This is a genomic window from Sphingomonas sp. DMC8 (assembly GCF_056314185.1).
Genome location: NZ_JBQUYV010000004.1, coordinates 210,381 through 224,735, shown reverse-complemented (window position 1 = coordinate 224,735; position 14,355 = coordinate 210,381). Strand labels below are relative to the sequence as shown.

11 protein-coding genes are annotated in these 14,355 nt (G+C 67.1%); 6 read left to right on the top strand and 5 right to left on the bottom strand.

Features of this window, described 5'->3' with window-relative positions; translation table 11 throughout:
* Positions 1-27 precede the first annotated feature (27 nt).
* Entirely contained in the window at positions 28-1,029 is a 1,002-nt protein-coding gene (locus tag ACT53K_RS10530) for a threonine aldolase family protein (RefSeq protein ID WP_476228580.1), read from the top strand.
* Positions 1,030-1,291: 262 nt separating this feature from the next.
* Positions 1,292-2,203, top strand: a complete 912-nt coding sequence (locus ACT53K_RS10525) for a DMT family transporter (RefSeq protein WP_476228579.1) — start codon at positions 1,292-1,294, stop codon at positions 2,201-2,203.
* Here the strand turns inward: ACT53K_RS10525 and ACT53K_RS10520 are convergent.
* From ACT53K_RS10520 to ACT53K_RS10510, 3 genes are all read right to left on the bottom strand, one after another.
* Complete coding sequence (locus ACT53K_RS10520) at positions 2,113-2,931, bottom strand: Rossmann-fold NAD(P)-binding domain-containing protein (RefSeq protein WP_476228578.1); 819 nt, start codon at positions 2,929-2,931, stop codon at positions 2,113-2,115. The genes ACT53K_RS10525 and ACT53K_RS10520 overlap by 91 nt on opposite strands.
* A gap of 141 nt (positions 2,932-3,072) precedes the next feature.
* Positions 3,073-4,713 (bottom strand): M28 family peptidase, encoded by a 1,641-nt coding sequence (locus ACT53K_RS10515; RefSeq protein ID WP_476228577.1) that lies wholly within the window; start codon positions 4,711-4,713, stop codon positions 3,073-3,075.
* A gap of 25 nt (positions 4,714-4,738) precedes the next feature.
* Complete coding sequence (locus tag ACT53K_RS10510; protein ID WP_476228576.1) at positions 4,739-6,391, bottom strand: M28 family metallopeptidase; 1,653 nt, start codon at positions 6,389-6,391, stop codon at positions 4,739-4,741.
* Between the two features lie 165 nt (positions 6,392-6,556).
* Here ACT53K_RS10510 and pepN point away from each other — a divergent pair, with 165 nt between their 5' ends.
* The gene (gene pepN / locus ACT53K_RS10505) at positions 6,557-9,148 is read left to right on the top strand and encodes an aminopeptidase N (protein WP_476228575.1); all 2,592 of its coding nucleotides are present in this window, start codon (positions 6,557-6,559) and stop codon (positions 9,146-9,148) included.
* 46 nt (positions 9,149-9,194) lie between these two features.
* Here pepN and galE read toward each other — a convergent pair whose 3' ends face one another.
* The gene (galE, locus tag ACT53K_RS10500) at positions 9,195-10,193 is read right to left on the bottom strand and encodes a UDP-glucose 4-epimerase GalE (RefSeq protein WP_476228573.1); all 999 of its coding nucleotides are present in this window, start codon (positions 10,191-10,193) and stop codon (positions 9,195-9,197) included.
* A 65-nt stretch (positions 10,194-10,258) separates the two neighbouring features.
* On the opposite strand from galE, the gene msrA reads away from it, so the two are divergent.
* Positions 10,259-10,804, top strand: a complete 546-nt coding sequence (gene msrA, locus ACT53K_RS10495) for a peptide-methionine (S)-S-oxide reductase MsrA (protein WP_476228572.1) — start codon at positions 10,259-10,261, stop codon at positions 10,802-10,804.
* A 348-nt stretch (positions 10,805-11,152) separates the two neighbouring features.
* Here msrA and ACT53K_RS10490 read toward each other — a convergent pair whose 3' ends face one another.
* Complete coding sequence (locus ACT53K_RS10490; protein ID WP_476228571.1) at positions 11,153-12,088, bottom strand: L-threonylcarbamoyladenylate synthase; 936 nt, start codon at positions 12,086-12,088, stop codon at positions 11,153-11,155.
* Positions 12,089-12,136: 48 nt separating this feature from the next.
* Between ACT53K_RS10490 and ACT53K_RS10485 the strand changes: the two genes are divergently transcribed.
* On the top strand, positions 12,137-13,831 hold the full coding sequence (locus ACT53K_RS10485; RefSeq protein WP_476228570.1) for an acyl-CoA dehydrogenase: 1,695 nt from the start codon (positions 12,137-12,139) through the stop codon (positions 13,829-13,831).
* Between the two features lie 69 nt (positions 13,832-13,900).
* The gene (locus ACT53K_RS10480; protein WP_476228569.1) at positions 13,901-14,332 is read left to right on the top strand and encodes an endonuclease domain-containing protein; all 432 of its coding nucleotides are present in this window, start codon (positions 13,901-13,903) and stop codon (positions 14,330-14,332) included.
* The last annotated feature ends 23 nt before the right edge of the window (positions 14,333-14,355 follow it).

Sequence of the window (14,355 nt, the reverse complement as noted above, 5' to 3'; positions counted from 1 at the left end):
GGCCGATAACGCCGCAAGGACAAGGCCATGCGCTTTTTCTCCGACAACGCCGCCGCGGTCTGCACCCCCGTGCTGGAAGCCATAGCGCAGGCCAATGTGCTCGACACCGCCTATGACGGCGATGGCTGGTCGAAGCGGCTCGACGATGCCTTTTCCGAGCTGTTCGGCACGGCGGTGCGAGTACTGTGGGTGCCGACCGGCACGGCCGCCAATTGCCTCGCGCTGGCGACTCTTTGCCCGCCGCATGGCGGGGTGGTGTGCCACCGCGACGCGCACATCAACTGCGACGAGGGCGGCGCGCCGGAATTCTACACCCATGGCGCCAAGCTGATGGCCGCCGAGGGGCCGGGCGCGAAGCTGACGCCCGACGCCATCGGCCGAGTGATCGACCCGATCCGCAAGGATGTGCATCAGGTGCAGCCGCACGCCATCTCGATCACCAACGCGACCGAATATGGGCTGGTCTATACGCCGGACGAAGTGGCGGCGATCGGCGATATGGCGCGGGCGCGCGGGCTGGGCCTGCACATGGACGGCGCACGCTTTGCCAATGCGGTGGCGCATCTCGGCTGCCATCCCGGCGAGATTACCTGGCGCGCCGGCGTGGATGCGCTGAGCTTCGGCTTCGTCAAGAATGGCGGAATGAGCGCCGAGGCGCTGGTCTATTTCCGCACCGATCTGGCCGAGGTCGCGCTGTACCGGCGCAAGCGGGCGGGGCTGCTGTTTTCCAAGGGCCGCTATCTGGCGGCGCAGTTACTGGCGATGCTGGAGGGCGATCTGTGGCTCGCCAATGCGCGGGCGGCCAATGCCGGTGCGCGGCTGCTGGCCGAAGCGGCGGGCGACCGGCTGGTCCATCCGGTGCAGGCCAACGAAGTGTTCCTGAAGGCGACGCCCGAGGAAGCAGCCCGGCTGCGCGCGCTGGGGTTCGATTTCTACGACTGGGCCGCAGGCGAAGTGCGGCTGGTGACGAGCTGGGACCAGAGCGAAGCAGCGATCCGGCCGCTCGCGCAGGCGATTGCGGGGTTGTGAGGGACTCAGCCTACCCCAACGCCGAACAAGGGCGGCGTACAGCCGTCAGGCTGTCGGTTCCCCTCCCGCTTGCGGGAGGGGTTAGGGGAGGGGCTGAAGCCGCAGAGCGCTTCCTCCACGTCATTCCCTCCCCCAGCCCAGTTTCAGGTGAACGACGCCCCGCGTCGTTCAGATCAGGCCGGGGGCCTGATCGACCTGAAACTCGCAAGCGGGAGGGGAGCGCGTCTCCGCAGCGGTGGTATGCGCGGCGGAGCACGCCTTGATGCCCTCCCCGCCCCGCTCCGCGCGCCTTTCGGTGCTGCTCCCCTTCCTGCTCGTCACGCTGATCTGGGGGTCGACCTGGCTGGTCATCAAGGACCAGCTGGCGGTGGTGCCACCGAGCTGGTCGGTCAGCTATCGCTTCACCGTCGCCGGCGTGACGATGCTTGGCTGGGCGCTGCTGCGGCGGGAAGGGCTGTGGCTCGATGGGCGCGGAATCATATTCGCGACGTGCCTGGGGCTCGCCCAGTTCGTGCTCAACTTCAACTTCGTCTATCGGGCGGAGGCGCATGTCACCTCGGGGGTGGTGGCGGTGGTCTATGCGCTGCTGCTGGTGCCCAATGCAGTGCTGGCGCGGCTGTTCCTCGGCCAGCGCATGGGGCGTCAGTTGCTGGCCGGATCGGCAGTGGCGATGGCAGGCGTGGCGCTGCTGTTCGTGCATGAGGCGCGGCTCAATCCCGTCGGCCCGCACGAGGCGCTGATCGGCATCGGCATTGCGCTGGCGGGGGTGTTCTCCGCCTCGGTCGCCAATGTGATGCAGGCGACACAGACCGCCAAGGCCTATCCGATGGCGACGACGCTGGGCTGGGCGATGCTGATCGGCGCGGCGATCGATGCGGGCTTTGCGCTCGCCACCACCGGTGCGCCGGTGATCGAGACGCGGCCGGCCTATCTGCTGGGCATTGCCTATCTGGGGGTGATTGGTTCCGCGATCACCTTCAGCATCTATTTCCAGCTGATCCGCACGATCGGCCCGGCCAAGGCCGCCTATACCAGCGTGCTGATCCCGGTGATCGCGATGCTGCTCTCGACGCTGTTCGAAGGCTATCGCTGGTCGCTGCTGGCGGGTGCCGGCGCGGTGCTGGTGCTGGCGGGGCTGGTGCTGGCGCTTAGGGCGCGCAGGCCCAACCGGTAATCGGCGTAACGCGGCCGCCAGCCTAGCAGCCGCTTCGCCTTGCCGTTCGCGACGCGGCGGTTCTCGGCATAAAAGGCGCGCGACGCGGGGCTGAGATCGGCCTGGTCGAGCGGCACTTCGGGGCCGGGATCGATGCCCAGCAATGCGGCAGCATAGGCGAGCACAGTGCTTTGCGGCGCGGGAAGGTCGTCGGCGAGGTTGTAGATACCGGGCGGGCCATCGAACGCGGCGAGCACCCCGGCGACCAGATCGTCGACATGGATGCGGCTGAACACCTGCCCCGGCACCGCAACACGCACCGCCCCCGCCGCCATGCGTTCCAGCGGCGAGCGGCCGGGACCATAGATGCCCGGCAGGCGAAAGATGCGGGCATGGGGCAGCGCCGCCCAGGCCTGATCGGCGGCAAGCCGGGGACCGCGCCGGCCGCGCAGGGGCGCGCTTTCATCGACCCAGCCGCCGCCGGTATCACCATAGACGCCGGTCGAGGAGAGATAGCCGAGCCAGGCGCCGCTTTGGGCGAGATCGTCTCCGTACGCTTCGAGCACCGGGTCCGTATCGGTCGGCGGCACGCTCGACAGGATATGGGTCGCGGCGGCGATTTCGGCGCGGGTGCGGGCGGTGTCGGCAAAGGTCGCGCGAGTGACGGTGGCGGTGGCGATACCGCGCGCCGCGGCCGCCGCGAGCAGACGGGAGGCGCTGTAGCCGGGGCCGAAGATCAGCAGGCGCATCGAGGAAAAGTCACCCTCACCCTCCCATCGCTGGCGCGATGGGCCCCTCCCTCTCCCACAGGGAGAGGGGTTGATGCTCCCTCTCCCTGTGGGAGAGGGAGGGAGCGCCGCAGGCGCGGAAGGGTGAGGGTGACCGCGCCATCACTTCGCGCCATAGCCGCCGAACAGCGTGCCGAAGAAGTCGCCCTTGTTCCAGCTGGGCCGCTTGTCGGCATTGGCGATGCCGAGCACCGTTTCCAGCCCGACATGCTTGAACTTCACCGCCGATTCCCAGTTGAACGGCAGGTCGATCTGGTCGGACGGCTTGTGATAGTTGTTCTTGAGGAAATATTCCTCCGCCGCCTTGCCCTCGCCGCCCGGGCCGGTGTCGATCGACACTGCGGGGATGCCCGACTGGACGAAGCTGTAATGGTCGGAGCGGACGAAGAAATTCTCCTCCGGCGACGGATCGGGCACCACGCCCAGCCCCTCGCCCTTGGCCGCAGCGGCGACCGCCGCGCCGATGCTCGATCGCTCGCCGCCCAGCACCACCAGATCCTGCAGCTTGTAGGTGAGGATCGGCATGTCGAAATTGACGTCGGCGACCAGCGCCTCCTTCGGCACGGGCGGCAGATGGGCGAAATAGTCGGAGCCGATCAGCCCCTCTTCCTCCGCCGTCAGCGCGACGAACAGCAGCGAGCGGCGCGGGCGGCGGCCCGATTCCTGGATGGTCCGGGCGATCTCCAACACGGTCGAGGTGCCGATCGCATTGTCCATCGCGCCGTTATAGATGCGGTCGCCATTCACCGCCTCGCCCAGCCCGACATGGTCGAGATGCGCCGACAGGATGACATATTGACCCTTCAGCGCAGGGTCGCTGCCCTCGATCAGGCCGATGACGTTGCGGCTGTCCTTGGTGGAGATCTTGGTCTTGGCGGCGACTGCCAGCGTGACCGGCAGGGCGCCGGTGGGCATGCGGCTGCCCTTCTTTTCCGCCATCAGCACATCGAGCCAGCGGACACGGCCGCCTTCGAACAGCTTGGCCGCGCCCTGCTGGCTGACATAGCCGACCACCGGCGCGCCGGGCGCCGGCACATGCACCACACCTTCGGGATCGGCCCAGCCGCGACGGGGATAATTGTAGAAGGGCGCCAGCGACTTGAACGCATAGTCGCTGTGCCGCGCCTGCGATTCGAGGACGATCACCGCCTTGGCGCCGCGCGCTTCGGCCAGCCGCGCCTTCTGGTCGTCATCGCTGAAATGGGCGGCGACTTCGCTCGCCAGCCCCTTGGGCGCGCCGGGCAGGATCGCGACGATCTTCCCCTTCACGTCCAGGCCCTGATATTCGTCGAGCTTACCCTCGGGATAGACGATGCCATAGCCGGCAAAGACCACGTCCCCGCTTGCCGTGAAATCCGGGCTGCTGGGGACCGGGCCGTTGAGGAAATCTTCCCCGAAGGTGAAGGGCACTGCCACCCCGCCCCGCGTCAGCGTCCAGTTCGCCTTTTCGGCCGGGCGATAGGTGGCGAGCTTGACCGGCTGGAACCAGCTGCCGTCGCCACCCGCCGGCTTCAGCCCCATCGCCAGCATCCGCGCCGCGACATATTCGGCCGCCACATCGAAATCGCGCGTCCCTGCCTCACGCCCGCGCAGCGCATCCGATGCGAGGAACTGGACATGCGCCTTCAGCCCGGCCTGTTCGGGCGTGAGCGGCGCGGCAGCCGCCGGTACCGGCTTGGGCGCCGCCGTTTGCGCATAGGCCGGCGTGGCGAGCAGCAACAGCGCCGCTAGCGATCGAAGCATCCTCTATCCCCCCTGTTGCGTCTCGTTACTTCGCGCCCGGACCGTCATAGGTCAGGCCGAAGAAATCCCCCTTGTTCCACACCGGCCGCTGGTCGCCATCGGCAATGGCGCGGGCGATGCGATAGTTCACGTCGACGAAGCGCACGCCCGATTCCCAGTTGAGCGCCGGCTGCTGGTCGATCTGGTCCGACGGCTGGTGATAATGGTTCTTCATGAAGTCATCGATCGCCGCCCGGCCCGGCCCGCCCGCACCCGGCCACAGGAACACCGAGGGCACGCCCTTGCGCACGAAGTTATAGTGGTCCGAACGGACGAAGATATTCTCGCCCGGCAGCGGATCGTCCGACATCTTCACGCCGATCTCGGCCGCTGCCTTGGCGACGATCGGCCCCAGCGTCGAATGGTTGGCGCCGTACACGACGATATCCTGAAACGGATAGGTGATGATCGGCATGTCGAGATTGACGTCCGCCACGATCGTCCCCGGCACCGTCGGGTGGTTGGCGAAATAGTCCGAACCGATCAGCCCCTTTTCCTCCGCCGTGACGGCGAGGAACAGCACCGAGCGGCGCGGCTGGCTGTTGGTGTTCTTGAACCGCTTCGCTTCCTCGATCAGCGAGGCGATGCCGATCGCGTCGTCGAGGGCGCCATTGTTGATCGTATCGCCCTTCGCATCGGGCTTGCCCACGCCGATATGGTCGAGATGGGCGGAGAGCACGACCACTTCGCCTGCGAGCCTGGGGTCGCTGCCCGGGATGAAGCCCGCGACATTATAGCTCGTCACCGTCGTCAGCCGGGTCTTGGCCGCCACCGTCAGCGTGCCCGGCAGCAGTTCGGGCTTGAAGCGGGCACCATCGACTTCGGCAGTCTTGAGGACCGTCGCCCAGGGCGTTTTCGCGCCTTCGAACAGCTTGGCGGCGCCGGTCAGGCTCAGCATGCCGAGATTGGGCGTGCCCGGCGCAGGAATATGGCCGGTGCCGTCGGCCGCACCCCAGGTGACGCGCGGGCGGCCGGCAAAGGCCGCCATCATAGAGAAAGGCCGGCCGTGCATCGCCGGCGGGCCTTCCAGCGTGATATAGCCGATCGCGCCGCGCTTGCGAGCGATCTCGGCACGGGCGGTGCTGCCCTGGAAATGGGCGCCTTCCTCGCCGGTGATGGCGGAGGGGACGGCGCCGAAAAAGGCGACGATCTTCCCCTTCACGTCCACGCCCTTATAATCGTCGCGGCCCATGCCGACGATGCCGTAGCCGACGAACACCACCGGTGCGGTGAGGCTGTATTCGGGCCGTTCGGGATTGGCGGCAGCGACGAAGTCCTTGCCCGATTCAAGCGCGAGTGGCGCCGCCTTGCCGCGACCCAGCGCCATCGCGCCGGCGCCGTCCAGGCGATAGGTGACCAGCGGCACTTTCTGCAGATAGCCGCCATCGTCCCCCATCGGCTTCAGCCCGGCCGCATAGAATTGCGCCGCGACATATTGCGCGGCGATGTCGAACTCCGGCGAACCCGCCTCGCGTCCCTTCAGCGCGTCGGAGGCGAGGAACATCACATGGCTTTTAAGCGCCGCCTGATCGGCCGGCAGCGGCGCCGTGATGACGGCGTTCCGCTCGGCGGCGGACTGGGCAAAGGCCGGGGCAGCCGCGAGCAGCAGAAGAGCAAGCGGCGCAGTCATTCGATGCATCGGAGATCCCTGGAAGTCGTAATAATGTTTCAAACCTAGCAGCGGTTCGGACGCGGTCAATTCCCCGCCCCGCAAGGCGCCGCCGGCGATCAAGTTGCTTTTCGAACAGTGCAATCGACAGAATGATGTAGCGGTGCCGGGGCTTGGCTCTATATCGGGCGCTGTATGACCGATGCCCGTACCGCAACCGAAGCCCCCCGGATCATTCGTCGTGAGGACTATCGCGTCCCCGACTGGCTGGTGCCGGAAATCGCCCTCGAATTCGATCTCGACCCTGCGGCGACGCGGGTGCGGGCGACGCTGACTGTCACGCGCAATGGCGCACATGACCGGCCACTGGTGCTGAACGGCGATGGCCTCACCGCCCAGACGGTGCGCGTCGACGGTGCCGAGGCGGCAGGCTGGCAGATGGACGGCGCCGATCTGGTGATCCCGCTTGCCGGCGACAGCCACCAGATCGAAACCGAAGTGGTGATCGCACCCGAACGCAACACCCAGCTTCAGGGGCTCTATGCCTCGTCGGGCATGCTGTGCACCCAGTGCGAGGCGGAAGGGTTCCGCCGCATCACCTTCTTCCCCGACCGGCCCGATGTCCTGTCGAAGTACAAGGTGCGGATGGCAGCCGACAGGGCGCGCTTCCCGGTGCTGCTGGCCAATGGCGACCCGATCGCGCAGGGCGATCTGGACGGCGGCCGCCACTGGGCCGAATGGCACGACCCGTTCCCCAAGCCGAGCTATCTGTTCGCGCTGGTCGCGGGCGACCTGGTTGCCAACACGGGCAGCTTCACCACCATGTCCGGCCGCGACGTGCAGCTCGGCATCTGGGTCCGTTCGCCCGACCTGCCCAAGACCGACCACGCGCTCCACGCCCTGAAGCTCAGCATGAAGTGGGACGAGGAGGTCTATGGCCGCGAATATGACCTGGACGTGTTCAACATCGTCGCGGTCGACGACTTCAACTTCGGCGCGATGGAGAACAAGGGGCTGAACGTCTTCAACAGCCGCTACATCCTTGCCGACCCCGACACCGCGACCGACTGGGACTATGACGCGATCGCCGCGGTCGTCGCCCACGAATATTTCCACAACTGGTCCGGCAATCGCGTCACCTGCCGCGACTGGTTCCAGCTGAGCCTGAAGGAAGGCTTCACCGTATTCCGCGACCAGAGCTTCTCGGCCGATCAGGGATCGGCAGCGGTCAAGCGGATCGAGGATGTACGCTCGCTTCGCGCCAGCCAGTTTCCCGAGGATGCCGGCCCGCTCGCCCACCCGGTGCGCCCCGACGAATATATCGAGATTTCGAACTTCTACACGGCGACCATCTACAACAAGGGCGCCGAGCTGATCCGGATGATGGCGACCATCCTGGGCCCGCAGAAGTTCCGCGCCGCGACCGACCTGTATTTCGACCGGTTCGACGGCACCGCTGCCACCTGCGAGGATTTCGTCCGCTGCATGGAAGAAGCCGGCGGCGTCGATCTCGGCCAGTTCCGCCGCTGGTACAGCCAGGCGGGCACGCCGCGGGTTTCCGCGACGCTGGCGCAGGAAGGGGAAACGACTCGCCTGGCGCTCGCCCAGACGGTGCCGCCGACGCCGGGCCAGCCGGCGAAGGACGCGATGGTCCTGCCGCTCAAGATCCGCCTGTTCGGCGAGGCGAGCGGCAAACCGCTGACGGAGGAGCGACTGGTGCTGCTCGACCAGCCCGAGCAGGAACTGCGCTTCGACGGACTGGGCGAACGCGCCGTGCTGTCGATCAACCGCGGCTTTTCCGCGCCGGTGATCGTCGACGCCAATCGCAGCGCCGCCGACCTCGCCTTCCTGTCGGCGCATGACGACGATCCCTTCGCCCGGTACGAAGCGATGCAGCAGCTGATGCTCGATACGCTGGTCGCCGCCGTCACCAGCGGCAAGGCCGAACATGGCGCGGTGATCGATGCGGTGCGCAATACGCTGACCGACCAGGCGCTCGACCGCGCCTTTATCGGCGAGGCGGTATTGCTGCCGTCGGACAGCTTCATCGGCGACCAGATGGCGGTGGTCGACCCCGAGGCGATCTTCCATGCCCGCGAGGCGCTGCGGGCCGATCTGGGCCGGGCGCTGGAGACCGAATGGCGCGCCGCCTATGAAGGCGCGCGGGCCAACCGCTTCGAATATTCGCCGGCAGCCAAGGGCGCGCGGCGGCTGAAGAATGTCGCGCTCGGCTATATCGCCGCAAGCGGCGCGCAGGACGCGGCCGAGCTGGCCTTTGCCCAGTTCGAGGCTGCCGACAACATGACCGACCGCCAGGGCGGTCTCGCGACGTTGGCCAACGGCGCGTCGACGCTGCGCGAGCGGGCGCTGGCCGGCTTTTACGACCGGTATGCCGGCAATGCGCTGGTGCTCGACAAATGGTTCCAGACCCAGGCGCTGTCGTCGCGCGACGACACGCCGGACGCCGTCGAGCGGCTGGCCCGTCACCCCGATTTCACGCTGGCGAACCCGAACCGGGCGCGCGCGCTGATCGGCGCGTTCAGCGTCAACCAGCGCGCCTTCCACGATCCTTCGGGCCGTGGCTACCGGTTCGTGGCAGACCAGTTGATCGCGCTCGACCGGCTCAACCCGCAGACCGCGGCCAAGTTGGTGCCGCCGCTCGGCCGGTGGAAGCGGTTCGACGCAGACCGCGCCGCCAAGATGCGGGCCGAGCTGGAACGCATCGTTGCAGCGCCGGGCCTGAGCAAGGACATGTTCGAACAGGCGACAAAATCGCTCGACGGATGACCGGGCAGGTCCGGCCCGCAATCACTGCGGCCGGGCCTGGCCTGACTTATTTGCCGCGTTCGGCGAGCTTGCGTTCCCAAGCCAGCGCGTCGCGGACGATACCGTTCAGATCGTCATGCTTCGGCCGCCACGGCAGCGCCGCCAAGATCGCGCTGTTGTCCGCCACCAGCGCATCGGGATCGCCGGCGCGGCGACCTTCCAGCCGGCGCTCGATCGTCATGTTGGTCACGCGGTCGACGGCGTCGAGCACTTCGAGCACCGAGAAGCCGCGACCATAGCCTGCGTTGAGCGTGTGGTTCTCCTCCGGCCGCGCGATCAGCAGGTCGAGCGCGTCGACATGCGCAGCGGCGAGGTCGGTCACATGGATATAGTCGCGCACGCCGGTACCGTCCGGGGTGGCGAAATCGGTGCCGAACACGCTGACATGGCTGCGCTTGCCAGTCGCCGCTTCTACCGCGACCTTGATCAGATGGGTGGCGCCTGCCGTCGACTGGCCGCTGCGCCCCTGCGGATCGGCACCGGCAACGTTGAAATAGCGCAGCGCGCAATAGTTGATCGGGTGCGCGGCAGCGACATCCTTCAGCATGATCTCGGTCATCAGCTTCGACATGCCATAGGGATTGATCGGCGCCTTCGGCGTATCCTCGCGCACCGGCACCTGTTCGGGAATGCCGTACGTGGCCGCCGTCGAGGAGAAGATGAAATGCTTCACGCCTTCGGCGACCGCGCTTTCGATCAGCGCGCGGCTGGCGGCGGTGTTGTTGCGATAATATTTGAGCGGATCGGTCACCGATTCCGGCACCACTACCGATCCGGCGAAATGCATGACGGCAATCACGCCATGCTCGCGCATTGCCGCGCGGACAGTTGCGTCGTCCTCGATATTGGCAATCACCAAAGTCGCGCGCGGATCGACGGCCCAATCGAAGCCGGTGACGAGATTGTCCACCACCACCACGCGCCAGCCCGCATCGAGCAATGCCAGCACCGCATGGCTGCCGATATAGCCCGCACCACCCGTAACCAGAACCGTACCGTCACGCATCACACAGTCCCCTTTGTTCCGCCCGCCCTTCACCCTATCTTCGGGCCTCAAGCAAGGAGTTCGTCATGGCAATCGAAACGGCTACCCTCGCCGGGGGATGCTTCTGGTGCACCGAAGCGGTGTTCAACGACGTGATCGGCGTGCAGGCGGTCGAAAGCGGCTATATCGGCGGCACCAAGGAAAACCCGACCTACAAGGAAGTGTGCACCGGCACGACCGGCCATGCGGAGGCGATTCGCGTCAGCTTCGACAATGACGTGGTCAGTTATGGCGATCTGCTCGACATTTTCCTGGCGACGCACGACCCGACCCAGCTCAACCGCCAGGGCAACGACATCGGCACCCAATATCGCTCGGCGATCTTCCCGCACTCCGCCGAGCAGGAACGCGAGGCACTGGACGCGATCGAGCGTGCCCGGCCCGACTGGCCGGCGCCTATCGTCACCGCGATCGAACCGCTGGGCCAGTGGTGGCCGGCCGAAGACTATCACCAGGAATATTGGCAGGGCGAGGGGCAGCGTAACCCCTATTGCCTCGCCGTCATTCCGCCCAAACTCCGCAAGCTGCGCAAGAGCTTTGCCGCACGAACGAAAGAGGGCGCGTCCCTGTAACAGGTCGCGCCCTCCCACGGGGGGTTAATCCGCTGCGTGCCGCCCCCGGCCGCAGCGTCCAAAAACCTCGTCCCGCGCCCCAACCAAGGTCGCGTCAACGATGTTCGACTCCGCTCTCAAAGAGACAAATGCTTTGCGCGTTTCGGCAAATTGCTGAAACGCGCACGACTTTCCACATACCGTCCATTATTGCGAAATGTCGTGAACATGCACGCCTCCATCTTGCCGCACCCCATCTTTTTTCTGAACGCAGGGCTACGAACAGTTGGCAAGTCTATGGTTTGCGGCGCGTCTGTAAAGAATCGTATACGCCCTGGTATACCCATTTTGAGATAAATGAAACCGGTTTCAGCCGCGGGGCGCGGCCGCGCGGGCAAGCCGGTCGTTGATCGCTACACCCAGGCCCAGCATCGGCACCGGCGCGACAGCGATGCGCTGCGCCGGCGCGGCATCGGCAGCGTGCAGCGCATCGAACAGACGCGCCGCCGCCTCGCGCAGATCGCCGGTGGCGGACAGCGTATCGTCGCCATCCACCGGGCCGAAGCCGATCATCCATTCGCCCGGCATCGGCGCGCGCGCCTCCAGCCGCACGGGCTTGGACGGGGCATAATGGCTGGATAGCTGGCCGGGCGCGGTAATCGCGCTCCCGTCCGCAGCCGCCACCGCATAGCCCCCCAGCGCCTCGGCCGTAATCGGCCCCGGGCGCAGGATCAGCCGCGCGCTCGGATCGACGATGGTCGATTCGATCCCCTGCGCCGTCGCGCCGTCGTCGATCACCAGTGGGATGCGGCCTGCCAGGCTGGCAGCGACATGCGCAGCGCGGGTGGGACTGATGCCGCCGCTGGCGTTGGCGGAGGGCGCGGCGAGCGCGCACCCACTGGCGGCGAGCAGCGCCTGCATCGCCCGGTGCGCGGGCATCCGCACCGCCACGGTGTCGAGCCCCGCCGTCACCAGACTGGCGACCGGCGCGCCGGGGGCGAGCGGCAGCACCATGGTAAGCGGCCCCGGCCAGAACCGCGCCGCCAGCGCGCGGGCTTCCCCGTCGAACCGCGCGATCTTCGCCGCCATCGCCATGTCGGCGACATGGACGATCAGCGGGTTGAACGACGGCCGCCCCTTGGCTGCGTAAATGCCCGCCACGGCCTGCGAATCACCCGCGTCGGCGGCGAGCCCGTAGACGGTTTCAGTGGGCACCGCGACGCACTGGCCGGCGCGAATTAGCGCGGCAGCTTCGGCAATCGCGGCGGTGCCGTAGGGTAAGATTCGCGGATTTGTCGGGCTCACCGGGAAGGCGCTATAGCCTGGGGAAACAGACGACAAGTGAGAGGTAGCATGTTCACCCCCGCCACCGCCGAGCAGCGTTTCGTGCTCGACCATATCGTCCGCCTGCACGAGATCAGCGAAGAGGCAACGCCCGACCTGGTTGATGCGGTGCTGGATGGCGCGGGCCAGTTCGCCGCCGGCGAATGGGCGCCGCTCGAACGGCTGGGCGATACCGAAGGCGCACGCTGGACCGAACAGGGCGTGAAGATGCCGGCGGGGTTTGCCCATGCTTATCGCGCCTATGTAGAGGGCGGCTGGGGGACGATCGGATCGCCGGCCGAGTTCGGCGGGCAGGGCTTGCCGGTCAGCCTGTCGATCGCGGTGCTGGAGACGCTGGGTACCGCCAATATGGGCTTCTGCCTGTGCCCGGTGCTGACGGTCGGCGCGGTCGAGGCGCTGCAGCATCACGGCTCGCCGGAGCAGCAGGCGCTCTATCTGCCGAAGCTCGCCACCGGCGAATGGACCGGCACGATGAACCTGACCGAACCGCAGGCCGGCTCCGATGTCGGCGCGCTCAAGACCAAGGCCGAGCCGGTGGGCGACGGCACGTGGAAGATCAAGGGCACCAAGATCTACATCTCGTTCGGTGACCATGACATGGCCGACAATATCGTCCACCTCGTCCTCGCCCGCACGCCGGGTGCGCCGGCGGGGACCAAGGGCCTTTCGCTGTTCCTCGTGCCCAAATACCGGCTGCATGCGGACGGCACGCCGGGCGACTTCAACGACGTCCGCGTCGTCTCGATCGAGCACAAGATGGGCCTGCATGCCTCGCCCACCTGCGTGCTGAGCTTCGGCGACAACGACGATTGCATCGGCGAGCTGATCGGCCCCGAGCTGGGCGGCATCCGCGCGATGTTCACGATGATGAACAACGCCCGGCTCAATGTCGGTCTGCAGGGCGTGCAGGTCGCCGAGCGCGCTACCCAGCGCGCGGTCGCCTATGCCCGCGAGCGGGTGCAGGGATATCGTGGCGGCGCGCCGGTGGCGATCGTCGAGCATCCCGATGTCCGCCGCATGCTGCTCCGGATGAAGGCGCAGACCCAGGCGGCACGCGCCTTGGTCTATTACGCCTTCGGCCAGCTCGATCGCGGCAGGGCCGGGGATGCCGAGGCCGACAAGCGCGTCGAACTGCTCACCCCGCTCGCCAAGGCACATGCCACCGACCTGGGCAACGAGGTCGCCAGCCTTGGCATCCAGGTGCATGGCGGCATGGGCTATATCGAGGAAACCGGCGCCGCCCAGCATTTCCGCGACGCGCGCATCACGCCGATTTACGAAGGCACCAACGGCATCCAGGCCGCCGATCTGGTCGGCCGCAAGCTGAGCATGGACAATGGCGCAACGCTGCTCGGCCTGCTCGCCGACATGCGCGCCGAGGCCGAGGACGCGGTGCTGCTGCAACTGATCGACCTGTGCGAGGAGGTCGGCCGCAACCTGCTCGGCTCCGACGCGGACGACCGGCTGGCGGCGAGCTATCCGTTCCTGACGATGCTGTCGGTGGCCGTATGCGGCTGGCTGATGGAGAAGAGCGGCCGGCTGGCAGCGCAGAGCGAGGGCGAGCCGGGCTTCCTGAACATGAAGCAGGCGGCGGCGCGCTTCTATGTCGAGCAGATCGTGCCCGAGGCGATGGGCCTGCGCGCAGCGGCGATGGCCAAGGCGGCGGTATTGTATGCAGTGGAAGCGGAGGCATTCGCGGCGTGAGGGGCTAGGACAATCCTCCCCCGCCAGGAGGAGGTGGCCCGCGCGGCGGGTCGGAGGGGGAGGTGAGCGATGCGCCTAAATGGATCCCACCCAAGTCGTCGCAACGCCAAACACCTCCGCAAGGCAATGACCCCGCCAGAAATCACCCTCTGGTTGGCCCTCCGCGAAAACGACGCAGGCCTGCGTTTCCGGAAGCAACACCCCGCCGGCTGCTATGTCCTCGATTTTTATTGTGCCCCAGCAATGCTCGCGATCGAAGTCGACGGCGAAGCGCACGCACGCGGTAATCGCCCCGAACGCGACGCGAGCCGGGACGCATGGCTCGCATCCCAGGGCGTCCGCGTCCTCCGCTACAAAGCGGCGGACGTGCTGAACCACATGGAGGGCGTCGTCCACCAGATCCTTACGATCGCGATCGAGCGCCGGGCCGCTTTACAACCCGCGGGTCGTCCTCCCCCTCCGTCGCCTTCGGCGCCACCTCCCCCTGGCGGGGGAGGATAGAGGGAACCTGACCAATCCTCCCC

Excerpts from the sequence above, each read along its gene's own strand:
- pepN (WP_476228575.1), top strand. The coding sequence starts at position 6,557 with ATGACCGATGCCCGTACCGCAACCGAAGCCCCCCGGATCATTCGTCGT.
- ACT53K_RS10480 (WP_476228569.1), top strand. The coding sequence starts at position 13,901 with ATGCGCCTAAATGGATCCCACCCAAGTCGTCGCAACGCCAAACACCTC.
- ACT53K_RS10510 (WP_476228576.1), bottom strand. The coding sequence starts at position 6,391 with ATGCATCGAATGACTGCGCCGCTTGCTCTTCTGCTGCTCGCGGCTGCC.
- ACT53K_RS10525 (WP_476228579.1), top strand. The coding sequence starts at position 1,292 with ATGCCCTCCCCGCCCCGCTCCGCGCGCCTTTCGGTGCTGCTCCCCTTC.
- ACT53K_RS10515 (WP_476228577.1), bottom strand. The coding sequence starts at position 4,713 with ATGCTTCGATCGCTAGCGGCGCTGTTGCTGCTCGCCACGCCGGCCTAT.
- galE (WP_476228573.1), bottom strand. The coding sequence starts at position 10,193 with ATGCGTGACGGTACGGTTCTGGTTACGGGTGGTGCGGGCTATATCGGC.
- ACT53K_RS10530 (WP_476228580.1), top strand. The coding sequence starts at position 28 with ATGCGCTTTTTCTCCGACAACGCCGCCGCGGTCTGCACCCCCGTGCTG.
- msrA (WP_476228572.1), top strand. The coding sequence starts at position 10,259 with ATGGCAATCGAAACGGCTACCCTCGCCGGGGGATGCTTCTGGTGCACC.
- ACT53K_RS10485 (WP_476228570.1), top strand. The coding sequence starts at position 12,137 with ATGTTCACCCCCGCCACCGCCGAGCAGCGTTTCGTGCTCGACCATATC.
- ACT53K_RS10520 (WP_476228578.1), bottom strand. The coding sequence starts at position 2,931 with ATGCGCCTGCTGATCTTCGGCCCCGGCTACAGCGCCTCCCGTCTGCTC.